This window comes from Verrucosispora sp. WMMC514 (assembly GCF_027497295.1).
Lineage (GTDB): Bacteria > Actinomycetota > Actinomycetes > Mycobacteriales > Micromonosporaceae > Micromonospora > Micromonospora palythoicola.
The window spans coordinates 2985284-3000834 of sequence record NZ_CP114906.1; the positions used below are offsets into that span (position 1 = coordinate 2985284).

Annotated in this window: 14 protein-coding genes; 10 read left to right on the plus strand and 4 right to left on the minus strand. The window is 70.6% G+C overall.

The features are described from left to right. The first annotated feature begins 1 nt into the window (after position 1). The 7 genes from nuoI to O7597_RS13510 all read left to right on the plus strand — a co-directional run bounded on the left by nuoI (position 2) and on the right by O7597_RS13510 (position 8198). Complete coding sequence (gene nuoI / locus O7597_RS13480) at positions 2-643, plus strand: NADH-quinone oxidoreductase subunit NuoI (protein ID WP_093404032.1); 642 nt, start codon at positions 2-4, stop codon at positions 641-643. Next, complete coding sequence (locus tag O7597_RS13485; protein ID WP_269740258.1) at positions 640-1410, plus strand: NADH-quinone oxidoreductase subunit J; 771 nt, start codon at positions 640-642, stop codon at positions 1408-1410. The genes nuoI and O7597_RS13485 overlap by 4 nt, the downstream gene beginning before the upstream one ends. Further along, the gene (gene nuoK / locus O7597_RS13490) at positions 1407-1724 is read left to right on the plus strand and encodes an NADH-quinone oxidoreductase subunit NuoK (protein ID WP_013731028.1); all 318 of its coding nucleotides are present in this window, start codon (positions 1407-1409) and stop codon (positions 1722-1724) included. The genes O7597_RS13485 and nuoK overlap by 4 nt, the downstream gene beginning before the upstream one ends. Before the next feature lie 24 nt (positions 1725-1748). Beyond that, a complete protein-coding gene (gene nuoL, locus O7597_RS13495; RefSeq protein WP_269740257.1) occupies positions 1749-3692 on the plus strand; it encodes an NADH-quinone oxidoreductase subunit L in 1944 nt (647 codons plus the stop codon). Between the two features lie 79 nt (positions 3693-3771). Continuing rightward, positions 3772-5304, plus strand: a complete 1533-nt coding sequence (locus tag O7597_RS13500; RefSeq protein WP_281582882.1) for an NADH-quinone oxidoreductase subunit M — start codon at positions 3772-3774, stop codon at positions 5302-5304. 166 nt (positions 5305-5470) lie between these two features. Continuing rightward, the gene (nuoN, locus tag O7597_RS13505; protein ID WP_269740255.1) at positions 5471-7021 is read left to right on the plus strand and encodes an NADH-quinone oxidoreductase subunit NuoN; all 1551 of its coding nucleotides are present in this window, start codon (positions 5471-5473) and stop codon (positions 7019-7021) included. Between the two features lie 91 nt (positions 7022-7112). Further along, entirely contained in the window at positions 7113-8198 is a 1086-nt protein-coding gene (locus O7597_RS13510) for a polyprenyl synthetase family protein (protein ID WP_269740254.1), read from the plus strand. A gap of 119 nt (positions 8199-8317) precedes the next feature. On the opposite strand, the gene O7597_RS13515 is transcribed toward O7597_RS13510, so the two are convergent. Beyond that, positions 8318-9496 carry an MFS transporter gene (locus O7597_RS13515; protein WP_281582883.1) on the minus strand — a complete coding sequence of 393 codons (1179 nt, stop codon included), beginning with the start codon at positions 9494-9496 and terminating at the stop codon, positions 8318-8320. 154 nt (positions 9497-9650) lie between these two features. Between O7597_RS13515 and O7597_RS13520 the strand changes: the two genes are divergently transcribed. Next, the gene (locus O7597_RS13520; RefSeq protein ID WP_269740252.1) at positions 9651-10433 is read left to right on the plus strand and encodes an IclR family transcriptional regulator C-terminal domain-containing protein; all 783 of its coding nucleotides are present in this window, start codon (positions 9651-9653) and stop codon (positions 10431-10433) included. 82 nt (positions 10434-10515) lie between these two features. Here the strand turns inward: O7597_RS13520 and O7597_RS13525 are convergent, their stop codons facing one another. Continuing rightward, a complete protein-coding gene (locus O7597_RS13525; protein WP_281582884.1) occupies positions 10516-12639 on the minus strand; it encodes a PhoX family phosphatase in 2124 nt (707 codons plus the stop codon). Between the two features lie 225 nt (positions 12640-12864). Here O7597_RS13525 and O7597_RS13530 point away from each other — a divergent pair, with 225 nt between their 5' ends. Together O7597_RS13530 and O7597_RS13535 are read left to right on the plus strand one after the other, a co-directional pair. Beyond that, entirely contained in the window at positions 12865-13380 is a 516-nt protein-coding gene (locus O7597_RS13530; protein ID WP_164446784.1) for a sigma-70 family RNA polymerase sigma factor, read from the plus strand. Beyond that, the gene (locus tag O7597_RS13535) at positions 13377-14069 is read left to right on the plus strand and encodes a zf-HC2 domain-containing protein (protein WP_269740250.1); all 693 of its coding nucleotides are present in this window, start codon (positions 13377-13379) and stop codon (positions 14067-14069) included. The genes O7597_RS13530 and O7597_RS13535 overlap by 4 nt, the downstream gene beginning before the upstream one ends. A 25-nt stretch (positions 14070-14094) precedes the next feature. On the opposite strand, the gene rarD is transcribed toward O7597_RS13535, so the two are convergent. Next, complete coding sequence (gene rarD, locus O7597_RS13540; RefSeq protein WP_269740249.1) at positions 14095-15030, minus strand: EamA family transporter RarD; 936 nt, start codon at positions 15028-15030, stop codon at positions 14095-14097. After that, on the minus strand, positions 15027-15524 hold the full coding sequence (locus O7597_RS13545) for a GNAT family N-acetyltransferase (protein ID WP_281582885.1): 498 nt from the start codon (positions 15522-15524) through the stop codon (positions 15027-15029). Before O7597_RS13545 ends, rarD begins: the two co-directional genes overlap by 4 nt. Between the last annotated feature and the right edge of the window lie 27 nt (positions 15525-15551).

Here is a 15551-nt window from a genome sequence, read left to right on the forward strand (position 1 = left end):
CGTGGGCGCGATCACCGGAACGTTCAAGGGCTTCGGGGTCACCTTCTCGCACATGTTCAAGAAGGTCGTCACCACCGACTACCCCTTCACCCCGCCGACGCCGGCCCCCCGCTACCACGGGCGGCACATCCTCAACCGGCACCCGGACGGGCTGGAGAAGTGCATCGGCTGTGAGCTGTGCGCCTGGGCCTGCCCGGCGGACGCGATCTACGTCGAGGGTGGCGACAACACCGACGAGCAACGGTTCTCGCCGGGCGAGCGGTACGCCAGCGTCTACCAGATCAACTACGCGCGGTGCATCTTCTGCGGACTGTGCATCGAGGCCTGCCCGACCCGCTCGCTGACCATGAGCAACGAGTACGAGCTGGCCCGGGACAACCGCCAGGACCTGATCTTCACCAAGGAGCAGTTGCTGGCACCGCTGCTGCCGGGGATGGAGCAGCCGCCGCACCCGATGCGGCTGGGCGACAGCGAGAAGGACTACTACGTCGGCAGCCTCACCAACCCGGGCACCTCCGCCGGGGCGGAACGCTCGCCGATGGGACCGGGGCGTTACCAGGTCGACGAGCACCCGGGCGTCACCTTCCCCGGTGCCGAGCAGGCCGCGGCGCGGGCCGAGGCGGAGAAGGGGGAGTCGGCATGAGCACCTCGACGCTGCTCGCCGCCTCCGGTGCGGTCTCCGGCGGCGAGGCGGTGACCTTCTGGATCCTCGCTCCGCTCGCGCTGGCCGGTGCGATCGGCATGGTCGTCGCCCGCAACGCGGTGCACTCGGCGCTGTGGCTGGTGCTGACCATGCTCAGCCTCGGGGTGTTCTACGTGCTCCAGGCGGGGCCGTTCATCGGCATGGTGCAGATCATCGTCTACACCGGCGCGATCATGATGCTCTTCCTGTTCGTGCTGATGCTCGTCGGCCGGGAGGCATCCGACTCGCTGATCGAGGTGCTGCGCGGCCAGCGGCTCGCCGCCATCGGGCTGGGGCTCGGCTTCGCCGGCCTGCTCGGCAGCGGGGTCTACCGGGCCACGCAGGGCAGCGCCCCGCTCGGCCTGGAGCAGGCCAACGCGGGCGGCAACGTGGAGGGCATCGCCCGGTTGCTCTTCACCGACTACGTGTTCGCCTTCGAACTCACCGCGGCGCTGCTGATCACCGCCACCATCGGCGGCATGATCCTGGCGCACGTCGAGCGGCGCAAGGAGGACAAGCGCGACCAGGTGGCCACCATGAAGGCCCGCTTCGCGCCGGGCAACTACCCCGGCCCGAAGCCCGGCCCGGGTGTCTTCGCCACCTCCTCGTCGGTCGCCACCCCGGCCCGCCTGCCGGACGGCCGGCTGAGCGACCGCAGCACGCCGGACGTCCTGCCGGTGCGGGAGCTGACCGCCGAGGAGACCACGCTGAAGGGCACTGAGAAATGAGTGACTTCTTCTCGGTCGAGCCGAACTACTACCTGGTCCTCGCCGCGGTGCTGTTCACCATCGGCGCCGCCGGGGTGCTGGTCCGGCGCAACGCGATCGTGCTGTTCATGTGTGTCGAGCTGATGCTCAACGCGGCCAACCTGGCGCTGGTCACCTTCAGCCGGATGAACGGTGACCTCAACGGCCAGATCATGGCGTTCTTCGTGATGGTGGTGGCGGCGGCCGAGGTCGTGGTCGGGTTGGCCATCATCATGGCGATCTTCCGCACCCGACGCTCCGCCAGCGTCGACGACGCCAACCTGCTGAAGTACTAGAGGGGCCCACCGGTGGACGAAATCATGACGTACGCCCAGGCTGCTCCGGCCGAGACCGTCTCGTACGCGACGGCGGACGGGCTGCTGAGCAGCGTCTGGCTGCTGGTGGCCATCCCGTTGGTCAGCGCCACGATCCTGCTGCTGCTCGGTCGGCGGGCCGACCGCTGGGGGCACTGGCTCGGGGTGACCGCGGTCGGTGCCGCCTTCCTGCTCGGCCTGAGCTACTTCCTCGGCCTGCGCGGCCTGGAGAACAGGTCGGTCGAGCTGAGCCTCTGGGACTTCATCGCGGTCGGCGGCCTGCGCGTGGACTTCGGTCTGCTGTTCGATCCGCTGGCCGGGGTCTTCGTCCTGCTGATCACCGGTGTGGGCTTCCTGATCCACCTGTACGCGGTCGAGTACATGGCGCACGACGAACGCCGCCGGCTCTTCTTCGCGTACTTCAACCTGTTCATCGCGGCCATGTTGCTGCTGGTGCTCGGCAACAACTACGTGATGCTGTACTTCGGCTGGGAGGGCGTCGGTCTGGCGTCGTACCTGTTGATCTCGTTCTGGTACACCAAGCCGGCCGCGGCCACCGCCGGTAAGAAGGCGTTCCTGATGAACCGGGTCGGCGACGCCGGCCTGGCGATCGCGATCTTCATCATGTTCGCCACCCTCGGCACCACCCAGTACGACGAGGTGTTCAACGGGATCGGCGCGCTGGCCGGCGGCACCGTACTGGTGCTCGGCGTGCTGCTGCTGCTCGGCGCGGCCGGCAAGTCCGGCCAGTTCCCGCTCCAGGCGTGGTTGCCGGACGCGATGGAGGGCCCGACCCCGGTGTCGGCGCTGATCCACGCCGCGACGATGGTCACCGCCGGTGTCTACCTGATCGCCCGTTCCAACATCATCTTCTCGGCCAACGCCACGTTGCAGCTGGTGGTGGTGAGCGTAGGCGCGCTGACCCTGCTCATCGGCGCGATCATCGGCTGCGCCAAGGACGACATCAAGCGGGTGCTGGCCTGGTCCACGGTCAGCCAGATCGGCTACATGTTCCTCGGCGTCGGGCTGGGCGGCGCGGCGTACGCGCTGGCCATCGTGCACCTGCTGGCGCACGGCTTCTTCAAGGCCAACATGTTCCTCGGTGCCGGCTCGGTGATGCACGGCATGAAGGATCAGGTGGACATCCGTCGCTTCGGCGGTCTGGCGAAGTACATGAAGATCACCTGGCTGACCTTCGGCGCCGGTTGGCTGGCGATCATCGGCATCATCCCCTTCTCCGGCTACTTCTCCAAGGAGCCGATCGTGGAGGCGGCGTTCGCTCGGGAAGGGTGGACTGCCTGGCTGTTCGGCGGGGCCGCGCTGCTCGGTGCCGGACTGACCGCGTTCTACATGACCCGGCTGTTCGTGCTCACCTTCCACGGGCCCAAGCGGTGGACCGAGGACATCGAGCACCCGCACGAGTCGCCAGCGTTGATGACCATCCCGCTGATCCTGCTGGCCGTCGGCTCGCTGGGTGGCGGTGCCCTGCTGGCCACCTCTGTACCGGACTGGCTGACCACCACCGCCGGTCTCGCCGAGACCGAGGAACATCACGGCGTGCTGCCGCACCTGGCGATCTTCTTCCTGGCGCAGGGGGTCACCGTGCTCGGTGCGGGGCTGGGTTGGTTCCTGTTCCGCAACGGGACGGCGACCGCGCCGCAGCCGGCCGGGGTGCTGGTCACCGCCGCCCGCAAGAACCTCTACACCGACGCGGTCAACGAGGCGGTCTTCGAGAAGCCGGGCATCTTCCTCACCCGGGCGCTCGTCTACCTCGACAACCGGGGCATCGACGGGCTGATCAACGGCCTGGCCGCGGGCGTCGGTGGCGGATCGGGCCGACTCCGGCGGTTGCAGACCGGCTTCGTCCGGTCGTACGCCACCTCGATCCTGACCGGCGCGCTGCTGGTGGTGGCCGCCTTCCTGGCCGTACAGGCGGGGTGGTTCGCGTGATCGACCTCTTGAGGCTGTCGGCCTCACAGGCGGCCGTCGCCGGCGGACCGCACAGTGACGACGGAGGTAAGGCCGCATAATGTCCGACTTCCCGTTCCTCTCGGTGCTCACCGTGGCGCCGCTTGTCGGCGCCGTGGTCGTCGCCTTCCTGCCGCGCAGCCGGCCGACGCTGGCCAAGCAGGTCGCGCTCGGCTGGTCGCTGCTGGTGCTGGCGCTGTCGGTGGTCATGTGGGTGACCTTCCAGGTCGGTGGCGACCGGTTCCAGTTCCGCGAGTCGTACCCGTGGATCCCGAACTGGGGGGTCAACTTCACCTTCGCCGCCGACGGCATCGCGCTGGTCATGCTGATGCTGATCGCGGTGCTGGTGCCGCTGGTGATCCTGGCGTCCTGGCACGACGCGGAGTCCTCGAAACGGTCGGTGCCGGTCTACTTCGCGCTGCTGCTCGTCCTCGAATGCACGATGATCGGTGTCTTCGCCGCCGCCGACGTCTTCCTGTTCTACGTGTTCTTCGAGGTCATGCTGGTGCCGATGTACTTCCTGATCGGCAGCTACGGCGGCCACCAGCGGCAGTACGCGGCGGTGAAGTTCTTCCTCTACTCGCTCGTCGGTGGTCTGTTCATGCTGGCCGCCGTGATCGGCCTGTGGGTGGTCGGCGGCAAGACCTTCGACTGGGTGGCGCTGTCGCAGGTGGACATCTCCACCGGCGCCGAGCGCTGGCTCTTCCTCGGGTTCTTCGTCGCGTTCGCGATCAAGGCGCCGTTCTTCCCGTTCCACACCTGGCTGCCGGACGCCGTTGGCGCGGCGCCGGCCGGTGCCGCCGCGCTGCTGGTCGGCGTGCTGGACAAGGTCGGCACCTTCGGCATCCTGCGGTACTGCCTGCCGCTGTTCCCGGACGCCGCCCAGTGGTTCGCGCCGTGGGCGCTGGCCCTGGCGGTCATCGGGATCATCTACGCGGCGCTGCTGGCCGTCGGGCAGAACGACCTCAAGCGACTGGTGTCGTACACCTCGATCGCCCACTTCGGCTTCATCGGCGTGGGCATCTTCGCCTTCACCACCCAGGCGGGCACCGGCGCGGTGCTCTACATGGTCAACCACGGCCTCGCCACCGGGCTGCTCTTCCTGGTGGTGGGCATGCTCATCGCGCGCCGGGGCTCGGCGCTGGTCAGCGACTTCGGTGGCGCGGGCAAGCTGGTGCCGGTGCTGGCCGGCGTGCTCTTCTTCGCCGGTCTCGCCTCGCTGGCCCTGCCCGGCACCGCGCCGTTCGTCTCCGAGTTCCTGGTGCTGATCGGCACGTTCACGGTGAACAAGCCGGTCGCCGTGATCGCCACGCTGGGCATCATCCTGGCGGCGGCGTACGTGCTGTGGATGGTGCAGCGCACCACGCAGGGCACCCTGAACCCGGCGCTGACCGAGATCGACGGCATGAAGCGCGACCTCAACCTGCGCGAGAAGGTCGTCGTGGCCCCCCTGATCGCGCTGATCGTGGTGCTCGGCTTCTACCCGAAGCCGGTGACGGACGTGATCAACCCCGCCATCCAGGCGACCATGCAGGACGTCGGCCGGACCGACCCGGCCCCGTCGGCAGACACCGTCCAGGAGGCGAGCCGGTGAGCGCGAGGAGTGAGCTTGCGAGCCCCGCAGTCGCGAGACGAAAGGCTGGCTCCGTGAGCGCGAAGAGTGAGCTTGCGAGCCCCGCAGTCGCGAGACGAAAGGCTGGCTCCGTGAGCGCGAGGAGTGAGCTTGCGAGCCCCGCAGTCGCGAACGAAAGGCTGGTCCTGTGACTGAGCTTGAACTGCCGCCGATCGACTACGCGGCGATCGCGCCGATCCTGATCATGCTGGGCGCGGCGGTCGTCGGGGTGCTGGTCGAGGCGTTCGTGCCCCGGCGGCTGCGGCACCCCGTACAGCTGCCGTTGGCGCTGCTGGCGGTGCTCGCGGCGCTGACCATGGTGGTGGTCAACGCCGACAAGCGGGTGATCACCATCGGGGTGATCGCCGTCGACGGGCCGACGCTGTTCCTCCAGGGCGCGATCCTCGCGCTGTCGGCGGTGGCGCTGCTGCTGCTCGGCGAGCGGGCGGTCGAGCGGGGCGGGGCGTTCGTCGCGCAGGCCGCGGTGACCGCCGACTCGCCGGAGGACCGCCGGCAGGCGGAGAACGCCGGTGGCGCGGGCGAGGTGTACCCGCTCACCACCTTCGCGATCGGCGGCATGCTGATCTTCGTGTCGGCGAACGACCTGCTGACCATGTTCATCGCGCTCGAGGTGTTCTCGTTGCCGCTCTACCTGCTCTGCGCGCTGGCCCGTCGCCGGCGGCTGCTGAGCCAGGAGGCGGCGATGAAGTACTTCCTGCTCGGTGCGTACGCCTCGGCCTTCTTCCTGTTCGGCCTGGCGCTGATCTACGGCTTCACCGCCGGCCTGGGCGACCGGGTCGCCGGGGTGGACTTCGCCACCGTGAACGCGGCCGTGGCGAACTCGACGGCCAGCCCGGTGCTGCTCTTCGCCGGTATGGCGCTGGTCGCCATCGGTCTGCTGTTCAAGGCGGCGGCCGCTCCGTTCCACGTCTGGACGCCGGACGTCTACCAGGGTGCTCCGACGCCGTTGACCGGCTTCATGGCGGCCTGCACCAAGGTCGCCGCGTTCGGTGCCCTGCTGCGGGTGTTCCACGTGGCCTTCGAGGGGGCCCGGTGGGACTTCACCCCGGTGCTGGGTGCGGTGGCGGTGCTCACCATGCTGGTCGGCGCGCTGTTCGCGGTGACGCAGACCGACATCAAGCGGTTGCTGGCGTACTCGTCCATCGCCAACGCCGGCTACCTGCTCGTCGGTGTGCTCGCACCGGGCAGCGGTGGGCTTTCCGGCACGATGTTCTACCTGGTCGCGTACGGCTTCACGGTGCTGGCCGCGTTCGCGGTGGTGACCCTGGTGCGCGACGCCGACGGTGAGGCGACCCACCTGTCCCGCTGGGCCGGGCTGGGGCGACGCTCGCCGGTCTACGCCGCCGTGTTCACCTTCGTCCTGCTGGCCTTCGCGGGCATCCCGATGACCAGCGGCTTCACCAGCAAGTTCGCGGTGTTCGGTCCGGCGCTGGACGGTGGACAGGTCTGGCTGGTCATCGCGGGCGTGCTGACCAGCATGGTGCTGGCCTTCCCGTACCTGCGGGTCGTGGTGCTGATGTGGCTCTCCGAGCCGGGTGACGCGACGCCGACGGTGGCTGTGCCCGGTGGGCTCACCTCGGCCGCCCTGGTGATCGGGGTGCTCGCCACGCTGGTACTCGGTGTGGCCCCAGCGCCGCTGCTCGACCTCGCCTCCTCGGCCGCCGACTTCGTTCGGTAACGGCTGACCTGCCGATCGAGGGCCGGACCACGCGCTGTGGGCCGGCCCTCGTCGCGTATCCCCGGTCCGGTGCAGGTCGAACGTGTGTGGCATGGTTGGAGGCGTGGTGATTAGGGGTGGCGAGGGTTCAGGTGTCACCGGCTCCGGTGGTCGCCGGAGCCGTTCCGGCGCGGCTCAGTTCGGCGCGCTCGGCCTTCACCTCGCCGATTCGCGCAGTGAGGAGTCCGTCCTCGGCGTGCTGGCGGCGGTCGAGGCGGAGTTGCTGGCGAGCATCGCCAGCGCCGACCCGTTCGTCACCGAGGCGGCCCGGCACCTGGTGGAGGCCGGCGGTAAGCGGTTCCGGCCGCTGCTGGTGGCCCTGGGCGCCCAGTTCGGCGACCCGTCCCGCGCCGAGGTCGTCTCGGCGGCCGTGGTGGTGGAGCTGACCCACCTGGCCACGCTCTACCACGACGACGTGATGGACGAGGCGTCCGTGCGCCGTGGCGCACCCAGCGCCAACTCCCGGTGGACCAACTCGGTCGCGATTCTGGTCGGCGACTACCTCTTCGCCCGGGCCGCGGACGTGGCGGCCGAGCTTGGTCCCGAGGCGGTACGCCTGCAGGCGCGTACGTTCGCCCGGCTGGTGCACGGGCAGATCGCCGAGACCATCGGCCCACGGGCCGGTGACGATCCGGTGGCGCACTACCTGCGGGTGATCGCCGAGAAGACCGGCTCCCTGATCGCCACGAGCGTGCATTTCGGGGCGCAGTTCAGCGGGGCCGCCCCGGAGCAGGTGGCGGCGCTGGCCGGGTACGGCGAGACCATCGGGGTGGCCTTCCAGCTCTCCGACGACCTGCTCGACATCGCCAGCGAGTCGACCGAGTCGGGCAAGACACCGGGCACCGACCTGCGGGAGGGCGTGCCCACCCTGCCGGTGCTCTACGCCCTCGCCGGCGACGACGCGGACGCCGCCTCCGTGCGGTTGCGGGAGATCCTGGCCACCGGGCCGCTGACTGACGACGCCCTGCACGCCGAGGCGCTCGGCCTGCTTCGCGAGAGTCCGGCGCTCAAGCGCGCCCGCGAGACCGTCCGCAGCTACGCCGAGGACGCCCGCGCCCAACTGGCACCCCTGCCCGCCGGCCCGGCCCGTCGCGCCCTCGAATCCCTCTGCGACCACATCGCCGACCGCACCAGCTGACCCATCCCCACCGACCCCACCCACCATCGGGTTGATCAAGAAGTTCTGGTCGCCGTCCGGGCGGATCCAGACGCAAACCTCTTGGTCACCGTGACGGGGGCGGGCGCGGGCGCGGGGGATCAGCGGGGGGTGGCGAGGAGTGGGGTGGCGGTGAGCATGAGGGCGGCGGCGGCCAGCATCGCGGCGGCGGCGGCCAGCCACATCGCGGGGTAGCCGGCCGCGGCGGCCAGCGGGCCCAGGGCGAGCGGGCCGACACAGCCGCCGGCGTACACCCCGGTCTGGGTGATCGAGGTGGCGGCGGCCGGTGCCTGCGGATGCAGCTGGACCACCGCGAAGTTCATCAGCCCGGGCCAGGACCAGCCGAGACCGAAGCCGAGCACCACGCCGACCACCAGCGGGCCGGGGCCGGCCGCGGCGAGCAGGCCCAGCCCCAGCGCGCCGGTCACCAGCAGACCGGCGATCACCGCGACGTGTCCGCCGGTGCGGCGGTCGGCCAACCAGCCGATTCCGATCCGGGCCGCGACGCAGACCGCGCTGCCGAGGGTCAGGGTGAGCCCGGCCATTCCCGGATTGAGACCCCGGTCCACCGAGGCGTCGACCACGAAGGTGCCCAGGGCGTTCGCCGCCCCCGCGGCCAGGGTCGCGGCCACCCCGACCAGGATCAGTCCGGGCCTCGCGCCGCCGGTCCGTCCGGTGCGCCGCCGGGCCGGCTGGGCGTCCTGTGCGGATACGGCGGGCAGCGCGGCAAGTGCCGCACCGGCCGCCGCCACGAAGGCCCAACGCCAACCGACGGTCAGCGCGAGGGTGGGTACCGCCACGCCGGCGAGCAGTGTGGAGACCGGGATGGCCGCCTGCTTGACGCCGAACGACAGGCCCTGCCGGCGGGGCGGGACGTGCCGGGCGAGCAGGGCGTTGCTGGACAGTTGGCCGAGCGCGTTCGCGGTGCCGGCGAGGGCGAGCAGACCAACGAGCACCGGATACGACCTGGCCACCACCGCCACGGCCAGCAGGGCGCCGGCGGACACCCCGATGCCGGCGCGGGCCACCACGGCCGCGCCCCACCGTTCCACGAGCGCGCCCGAGGGCACCGAGGCGAGGGCACCGACGCCGAAGTAGACCGCCACGACAAGTCCCAGGCCGGCGGGAGAGAAGCCCAACTCCTCCCGCATCTGCACGGCGAGGCCGCCGACCAGGAAGACCGGCAGGACGCAGACGATCGTGACGATGACCGCGACCGCACTGGCCCGGATGGGTCGTGCGGCGGTTGCCGAGGTATGCGCAGGGGCGATGTGGGTCATGGTGCGGCCAACCTACGCCAGCCGCATCACGGCGACGGAAAGTGAGGTGAACTTCACATCGAGTGTTCGGGAACCTTGGATCATCCACCCGATCAGGCGTTTCGCGGCGGGCCGCTTTTTCATATGGTGTAAGTCCCCGGTGGCGGAGGTGGTTGTGCGTGACCCCCTGGCGGAACCTTCGGACCTGATCCGAAGTGTCTCCCGCGCGCTTCGAGTGCTCGAGTCGGTCGGTCGTGCCCCACGGGGCCTGACGGTCAAACAGATCGCCCGTCGCTGTGAGCTGACCGTGGCCACCACGTACCACCTGGTTCGCACCCTCGCGTACGAGGGCTACGTGATCCGTCGGGAGGACGGCACGTACATCGTGGGGCTGGAGGTGGCCGACCGCTACCGCGAGCTGGTCTCCGCGTTCCGCGGCTCACCGGCGATCGGGGAGAGCCTGCGTCGGGCCGCCCTGGAGACCGGCTGGAGTCATTTTCTGGGCCGGTTCGTGGGTGGCCAGGTGGCGATCACCGCGGTGGCGGAGGGCAACCGGTCGCCGTACCTGGAGGATCTCGTTCCCGGGTTCGACGAGGGCGCCCACGCCACCGCACTCGGCAAGGCCCTGCTCGCCACGCTCACCGCCGAACAGCGCCACCGCTACCTGCGCGAGTACGGGATGCGTCCGTTCACCAGCGCCACCCTCACCACCCCTGAGGCCTTCGAGGCCGACCTGTCGGCGGGGGAGCGGCGCGGGATGCAGTTGGAGCTGGGCCAGTTCCGGCAGGGCGTGGCCTGCGCCGCCGTCCTGGTGAGCCCGGACAAGGACATGGAACGGCGGACCGTGCTCGCCTGTGCGCTGCCGGCCAGCGAGATGATGACCTCCGCCCGGGTGGTCCGGACGAAACTGCTGACCGCCGCCCGCACCATCGCCGACGGCCTGGCCGCCGACAACTGACCGTCGCCGCCCGCCGAGACGGCCCCCTCCCTGGTGGGGAGAGGGCCGTCGGATCGGCGGCCGGCGCGGTGCCGGGGCGGGGTCAGCTACCGACCGGTCCGCCGTCCAGCCGCCAGGTCACCACCACGCCCGGCTTGGCGTAATCGCCGTCGGGCCAGGTGGAGGCCGGGTTGTCGACCGTGGCACCGGTGATCTCACCCGGGTGCTGTACGGCCACGAAGACCGAGCGGTTGTCCTCGGTGATGAACGGACCGCAGGTCTCCGCACCGACCGGCACGGTCAGGAACTGCTTGAGGTGGCCGCGCTCGGGGCCTTCGGTCGCGGTGGCGAAGAGGCCGTCGTTGCTGCCCAACGCGTTGCCGTCGGTGGAGATCCAGAGGTTGCCGGTGGCGTCGAACGCCACGTTGTCCGGGCAGGAGATCGGCGAGACCTTGGTCTTGTCGTACCCGGCGAAATAGGTCGACGGGTCCGCCGGGTCGCCACAGACGATCGGCAGCGACCACGTGAACGTGTCGGAGGTGTTGTCCCCCCGGTCCTCGACCAGCTCCAGGATCTGCCCGTGCCGGTTGGCGGTACGCGGATTGGCCTCGTCCGGCGCCGGGTTGCTGCCGACCCCACGGTTGGAGTTGTTGGTCAACGCCACGTACACCTTGCCGGTGAGCAGGCTCGGCTCGACGTCCTCCGGACGGTCCATCTTGGTCGCACCGACCTTGTCCCCGGCGAACCGGGTGAAGGTCAGCACCTCGGCGGCGGTCATCCCGTCCACGTAGGAGCGGTTGCCGCTGACCAGCTTGATCCAGCGGCCCCGGCCGTTGAAAGCACCGTCGCTGGGCAGGGTGCCGGAGCCGTCGATCTCACCGGCGCTGGTCTGGTCGAGCTTGGCGACATAGAGGGTGCCCGACTCCAGCAGCGTCAGGTTGTGCTTGCGGGCGACCCAGGAGTCACCCTTCATGAACTTCTTGTCCGAGACGAACTTGTACAGGTAGTCGAAGCGCTCGTCGTCGCCCATGTACGCGACCACGTGCCCGTTGCGCGCGACGATGACGTTCGCGCCCTCGTGCTTGAACCGGCCGAGCGCGGTGTGCTTGCGCGGGCGGCTCTCCGGGTCGAACGGATCGATCTCCACGACCCAGCCGTGCCGGTTCGCCTCGTTCGGGTGCTTGGCGAGGTCGAAGCGTTCCGCGGCCCGGTCCCACTTGCGGCTGCCGCTCGGGTAGCGGGCGGTGGTGCTGATCCCGTAGCGCGCCAGCCGGGCCTTCTCGGACTCCGGCGCCGCGTCGCCGCCGACGAAGTACTGGTTGAAGTTCTCCTCACCGGAGAGCACCGTGCCCCAGGGGGTGACGCCGCCGGCGCAGTTGTTGAGCGTGCCGATGACCGTACGGCCCTTCGGGTCGGCGGCCGTCTTCACGAACGACGAGCCGGCGACCGGGCCGGTCAGCTCGAACTTGCTGCTCAGCGCGTCGACGCGACGGTTGTACGGCCGGCGGCCGGAGTCGACGACCTGCCACTGGCCGGTGCCGGCGACCCGCTCGATCTCCACCACGGACATGCCGTGTGCGGCCATCGCCACCTTCACCTGCTCGACGCTGAGCGCATCCTGGCTGGTGAAGCCCGGGAACATCAGGTCCTCGTTGGTGTACTCGTGGTTGACCACGAGCAGCGCCCGCTTGCCGCGCTTGTCCAACGGAAGCACGCCGACGAAGTCGTTGTTGTAGCCGAACTGCTTGGCCTGCGCGGCGGCGGTCTGCCGGCGCAGGTTGAACTCCGGCGCACCGGGCACCACCGGGTCACCCCAGCGGATGACGACGGCGTGGTCGTAGCCGTTCGGTACGACGAACGTGTCGAGGGTGTTCGGCGGGATCGGCTTGAAGCTCAGGGCACCGCTGCCCGGACGTCGGCCGGCCGCCGCCGGCTGACCGGCCGGCGGCACCGGGGGGACCGGGGCCGCGGCGGCGGGGGCCGCACCGGCCAGCGCGCCGGCCGCGGCGCCGCTGAAACCGAGCACCAGGGCGCCGACCGCCCCGGCGCGGACCACGCCGCGGCGGCTGACCTCGGCGTTCACCACGTCACCGAAGTACGCGTTGTCGGAGGTGTTGGGTACCGGATGGTCACAGGCGTTGCCGCAGCGGTACAGGCAGGTCATGGCGTCGCGGCTGCCGTGGCGAGGGGTGCCCAGCAGCGGGAGCAGCCGGGGACGGTCGCTCATGGGGAGGATCCTCCTGAGGGTCGGTGCACGTCGGTGCAGGTCACCGACGCGTACCCGCCGGACGCTAGGGCGGCGCGGTGAGCGTGGGTCGGCGTCGATGTGAACCAGCGATGAACTCCATCCCCGGGAATCCCAGGTTGAGCTGGGAATGAACCGTTCGGCGTGACAGCACGTATCTCTGGTCGTAACACCGCGCCCGCTCGCGCCGAGAGCGAGGAGAAGACCATCAGCGACCACGACGCCCACCTGCTGCGCGCCCTGCACGACGAGCATGCCGAGGCGCTGTACGCGCACGCGCTGCGGCTGGTCAACGGCGACCGGCAGCGCGCCGAGGACCTGGTGCAGGAGACGCTGCTGCGGGCCTGGCGGCATCCGGAGTCGCTCGACCCCCGGCGTGGTTCGGTGCGCGCCTGGCTCTTCACCACCGCCCGCAACCTGGCGATCGACGCCTGGCGGCGGCGGTCCACCCGGGTCGGCGAGATCTACACCGACGAACTTCCCGAGCCGCCGGAGGTCGTCGACGAAACCGAGCGAGCCGTCGAGGCGTGGACGGTGGCGGAGGCCCTCAACCGGCTCAGTCCCTCGCACCGCGATGTCCTGGTGGAGTGCTTCTACCAGGGACGGTCGGTCTCCGAGGCGGCGTCGCGGCTGGGGGTTCCGCCGGGCACGGTGAAGTCCCGCACCCACTACGCGCTGCGCTCCCTGCGGCTGGTACTGGCCGAGATGGGGGTGACCGGATGAACCGTTGCGAGTTCGCGTACGACGACGGGGCGTACGTGCTGGGCGCGCTCTCCCCAGCCGACCGGGTGGCCTACGAACGGCATCTCGCCGACTGCCCGGCCTGTCAGCAGTCGGTCTCCGAGATCGCCGTGCTGCCCGGCCTGCTCGGCCGGTTGGATCCGGCCAGCCTGGAACAGTTCCTCCCACCGCCGGAGAACCCCCGGGTGCCCGAGCTGCTCAACGTCGCCCGGGAGCGCCGACGTCGTGAGCGGCAGGCCGGTCGGCTGCGGTACGCGGTCATCGGGTTGGCCGCCGCCGCGTTCGCCCTGGTGGTCGGCTTCGGGGCGGCCACCATGCTGCCCGGGCAGGTGCCGACCGGGCCGGGAACCCAGGTGCGGATGGTGCAGATGCAGCCGGTCGCCGGCACGGTGCCGGTGCATGCCGAGATCGGGCTGACCGGCACCGACTGGGGCACCGAGGTGACCATGCACTGCGGCTACGACGAGCGGGCCGGGTACGGCAAGGCGAACGCCTTCCGGCTGGTGGCGCACGCCGGGGACGGCTCGCAGGAGCAGATCGGCTCCTGGCTCGCCGCCCCCGGCGACGACCTGCGGATCACCGGGGCGACCCGGTTCACCAACGCCGAGCTGGTCCGGCTGGAACTGATCCGTGCCGACGGCACTCCGGTGCTCGCCTACGAGGTCCGCTGAGCCGGAAGCTCAGCGGCGGGAGACCTCAGCGGCTGGTGGCGATCGCCGCCGTGGCGGGCACGGCGGCGTCCAGACGCAGCCGCCGGGTGTGCCGTGCCTGGCGCACGGCGTCGGCGGTGAAGACGATCAGCGCGAGCCAGACCAGGGCGAAGCCGGCCAGCCGGGCCGGCGGCATCGGCTCGTGGAAGATCAGTACGCCGCAGCCGAGCTGGAGGATCGGCGCCACGTACTGGAGCATCCCGAGGGCGGTCAGCGGCAGCCGGTTGGCGGCACCGGCGAAGAGCAGCAGCGGGATCGCGGTCAACGCCCCGGCGAGCACCAGCAGGGCCGTGTGCCCGGCCGAGACGTGGCCGAACGCGGCGTCACCGGTGGCGGCGAGCCAGCCGAGGTAGCCCAGCGCCGGCAGCGACAGCACAGCCGACTCGACGAACAGACCCTCCGCCGCGGGCAGGCCGAGGCGCTTCTTCACCAGGCTGTATCCACCGAAGGTGAACGCCAGGATGAGCGCGAGGTACGGCAGCCGACCGTAGTCGACGGTGAGCACGGCCACGGCCAGGGCACCGACGCCGAGCGCCGACCACTGCGCCGGGCGCAGCCGCTCGCGCAGCACCAGCACCCCGAGCAGGACCACCACCAGCGGGTTGATGAAGTAGCCGAGGGCGGTCTCCACCACCCGGTCGGAGTTGACGCCGTAGATGTAGGTGAACCAGTTGACCGCGATCAGCGTGGCGGCGGCACCGATCCCCGCGAGGGTCCGGGGCCGGCGCAGCAGGGACCGCAGGAAGCCGACGTTGCGCAGCGCGACGAGCAGCAGCGCGACGAAGGCGACGGACCACACCACCCGGTGGGCCAGGATCTCCAGCGGACCGGCCGGGCGGAGCAGCTTGAAGTAGAGCGGAAAGAACCCCCACAGCAGGTACGCACCGAGACCGTAGAGGTAGCCGAGGCGGAGCGACGTCACGGCTCCACCGTAAGGGGCGTACCGGGTTGTCGATCCTTGCTGGTGAGCGGACTCACGGCCTGGTCGCGCCGGTCGAGTTCCATCCAGCGGTCGGCGGGTACGGGGTCGAAGCCGACCTTCGCGTAGACCCCGTGCGCATCGTTGGTGGCCAGCAGGATCCGGCGTACGCCGAACTCGGCCAGGTGGTCGCGGACCGCGCCCGCCAGCCAGGTGCCCAGCCCGCGACCCCGCTCAGCCCGGTCGACGTAGACGTCGCAGAGGTAGCCGAAGGTGGCCCGGTCGGTGATGACCCGGGCGACGGCGACCTGCCGGCCGTCCGCCGGCCGGTACACGCCGAAGCCGAGGGAGCCGGCGAACGCCCGGGTCACCGTCTCCCGGTCCCGCCCGAGCGCCCAGTACGCGTCCCGGCTGAGCCAGCCGTGTACGAGATCCAGGTCGAGCCGGGCCGGATCGGTGCTGATCGTGTAGCCGTCGACGCGGCAGATAGTGAACACCCGGTCGAAGCTAGTGCCTCCGGATGG

What these genes read in the sequence shown, in the direction of transcription:
- O7597_RS13500 (WP_281582882.1), top strand. Translation starts at nt 3,772, where the DNA reads ATGTCCGACTTCCCGTTCCTCTCGGTGCTCACCGTGGCGCCGCTTGTC.
- O7597_RS13485 (WP_269740258.1), top strand. Translation starts at nt 640, where the DNA reads ATGAGCACCTCGACGCTGCTCGCCGCCTCCGGTGCGGTCTCCGGCGGC.
- O7597_RS13525 (WP_281582884.1), bottom strand. Translation starts at nt 12,639, where the DNA reads ATGAGCGACCGTCCCCGGCTGCTCCCGCTGCTGGGCACCCCTCGCCAC.
- O7597_RS13515 (WP_281582883.1), bottom strand. Translation starts at nt 9,496, where the DNA reads ATGACCCACATCGCCCCTGCGCATACCTCGGCAACCGCCGCACGACCC.
- nuoK (WP_013731028.1), top strand. Translation starts at nt 1,407, where the DNA reads ATGAGTGACTTCTTCTCGGTCGAGCCGAACTACTACCTGGTCCTCGCC.
- O7597_RS13510 (WP_269740254.1), top strand. Translation starts at nt 7,113, where the DNA reads ATGGTTGGAGGCGTGGTGATTAGGGGTGGCGAGGGTTCAGGTGTCACC.
- nuoL (WP_269740257.1), top strand. Translation starts at nt 1,749, where the DNA reads ATGACGTACGCCCAGGCTGCTCCGGCCGAGACCGTCTCGTACGCGACG.
- O7597_RS13535 (WP_269740250.1), top strand. Translation starts at nt 13,377, where the DNA reads ATGAACCGTTGCGAGTTCGCGTACGACGACGGGGCGTACGTGCTGGGC.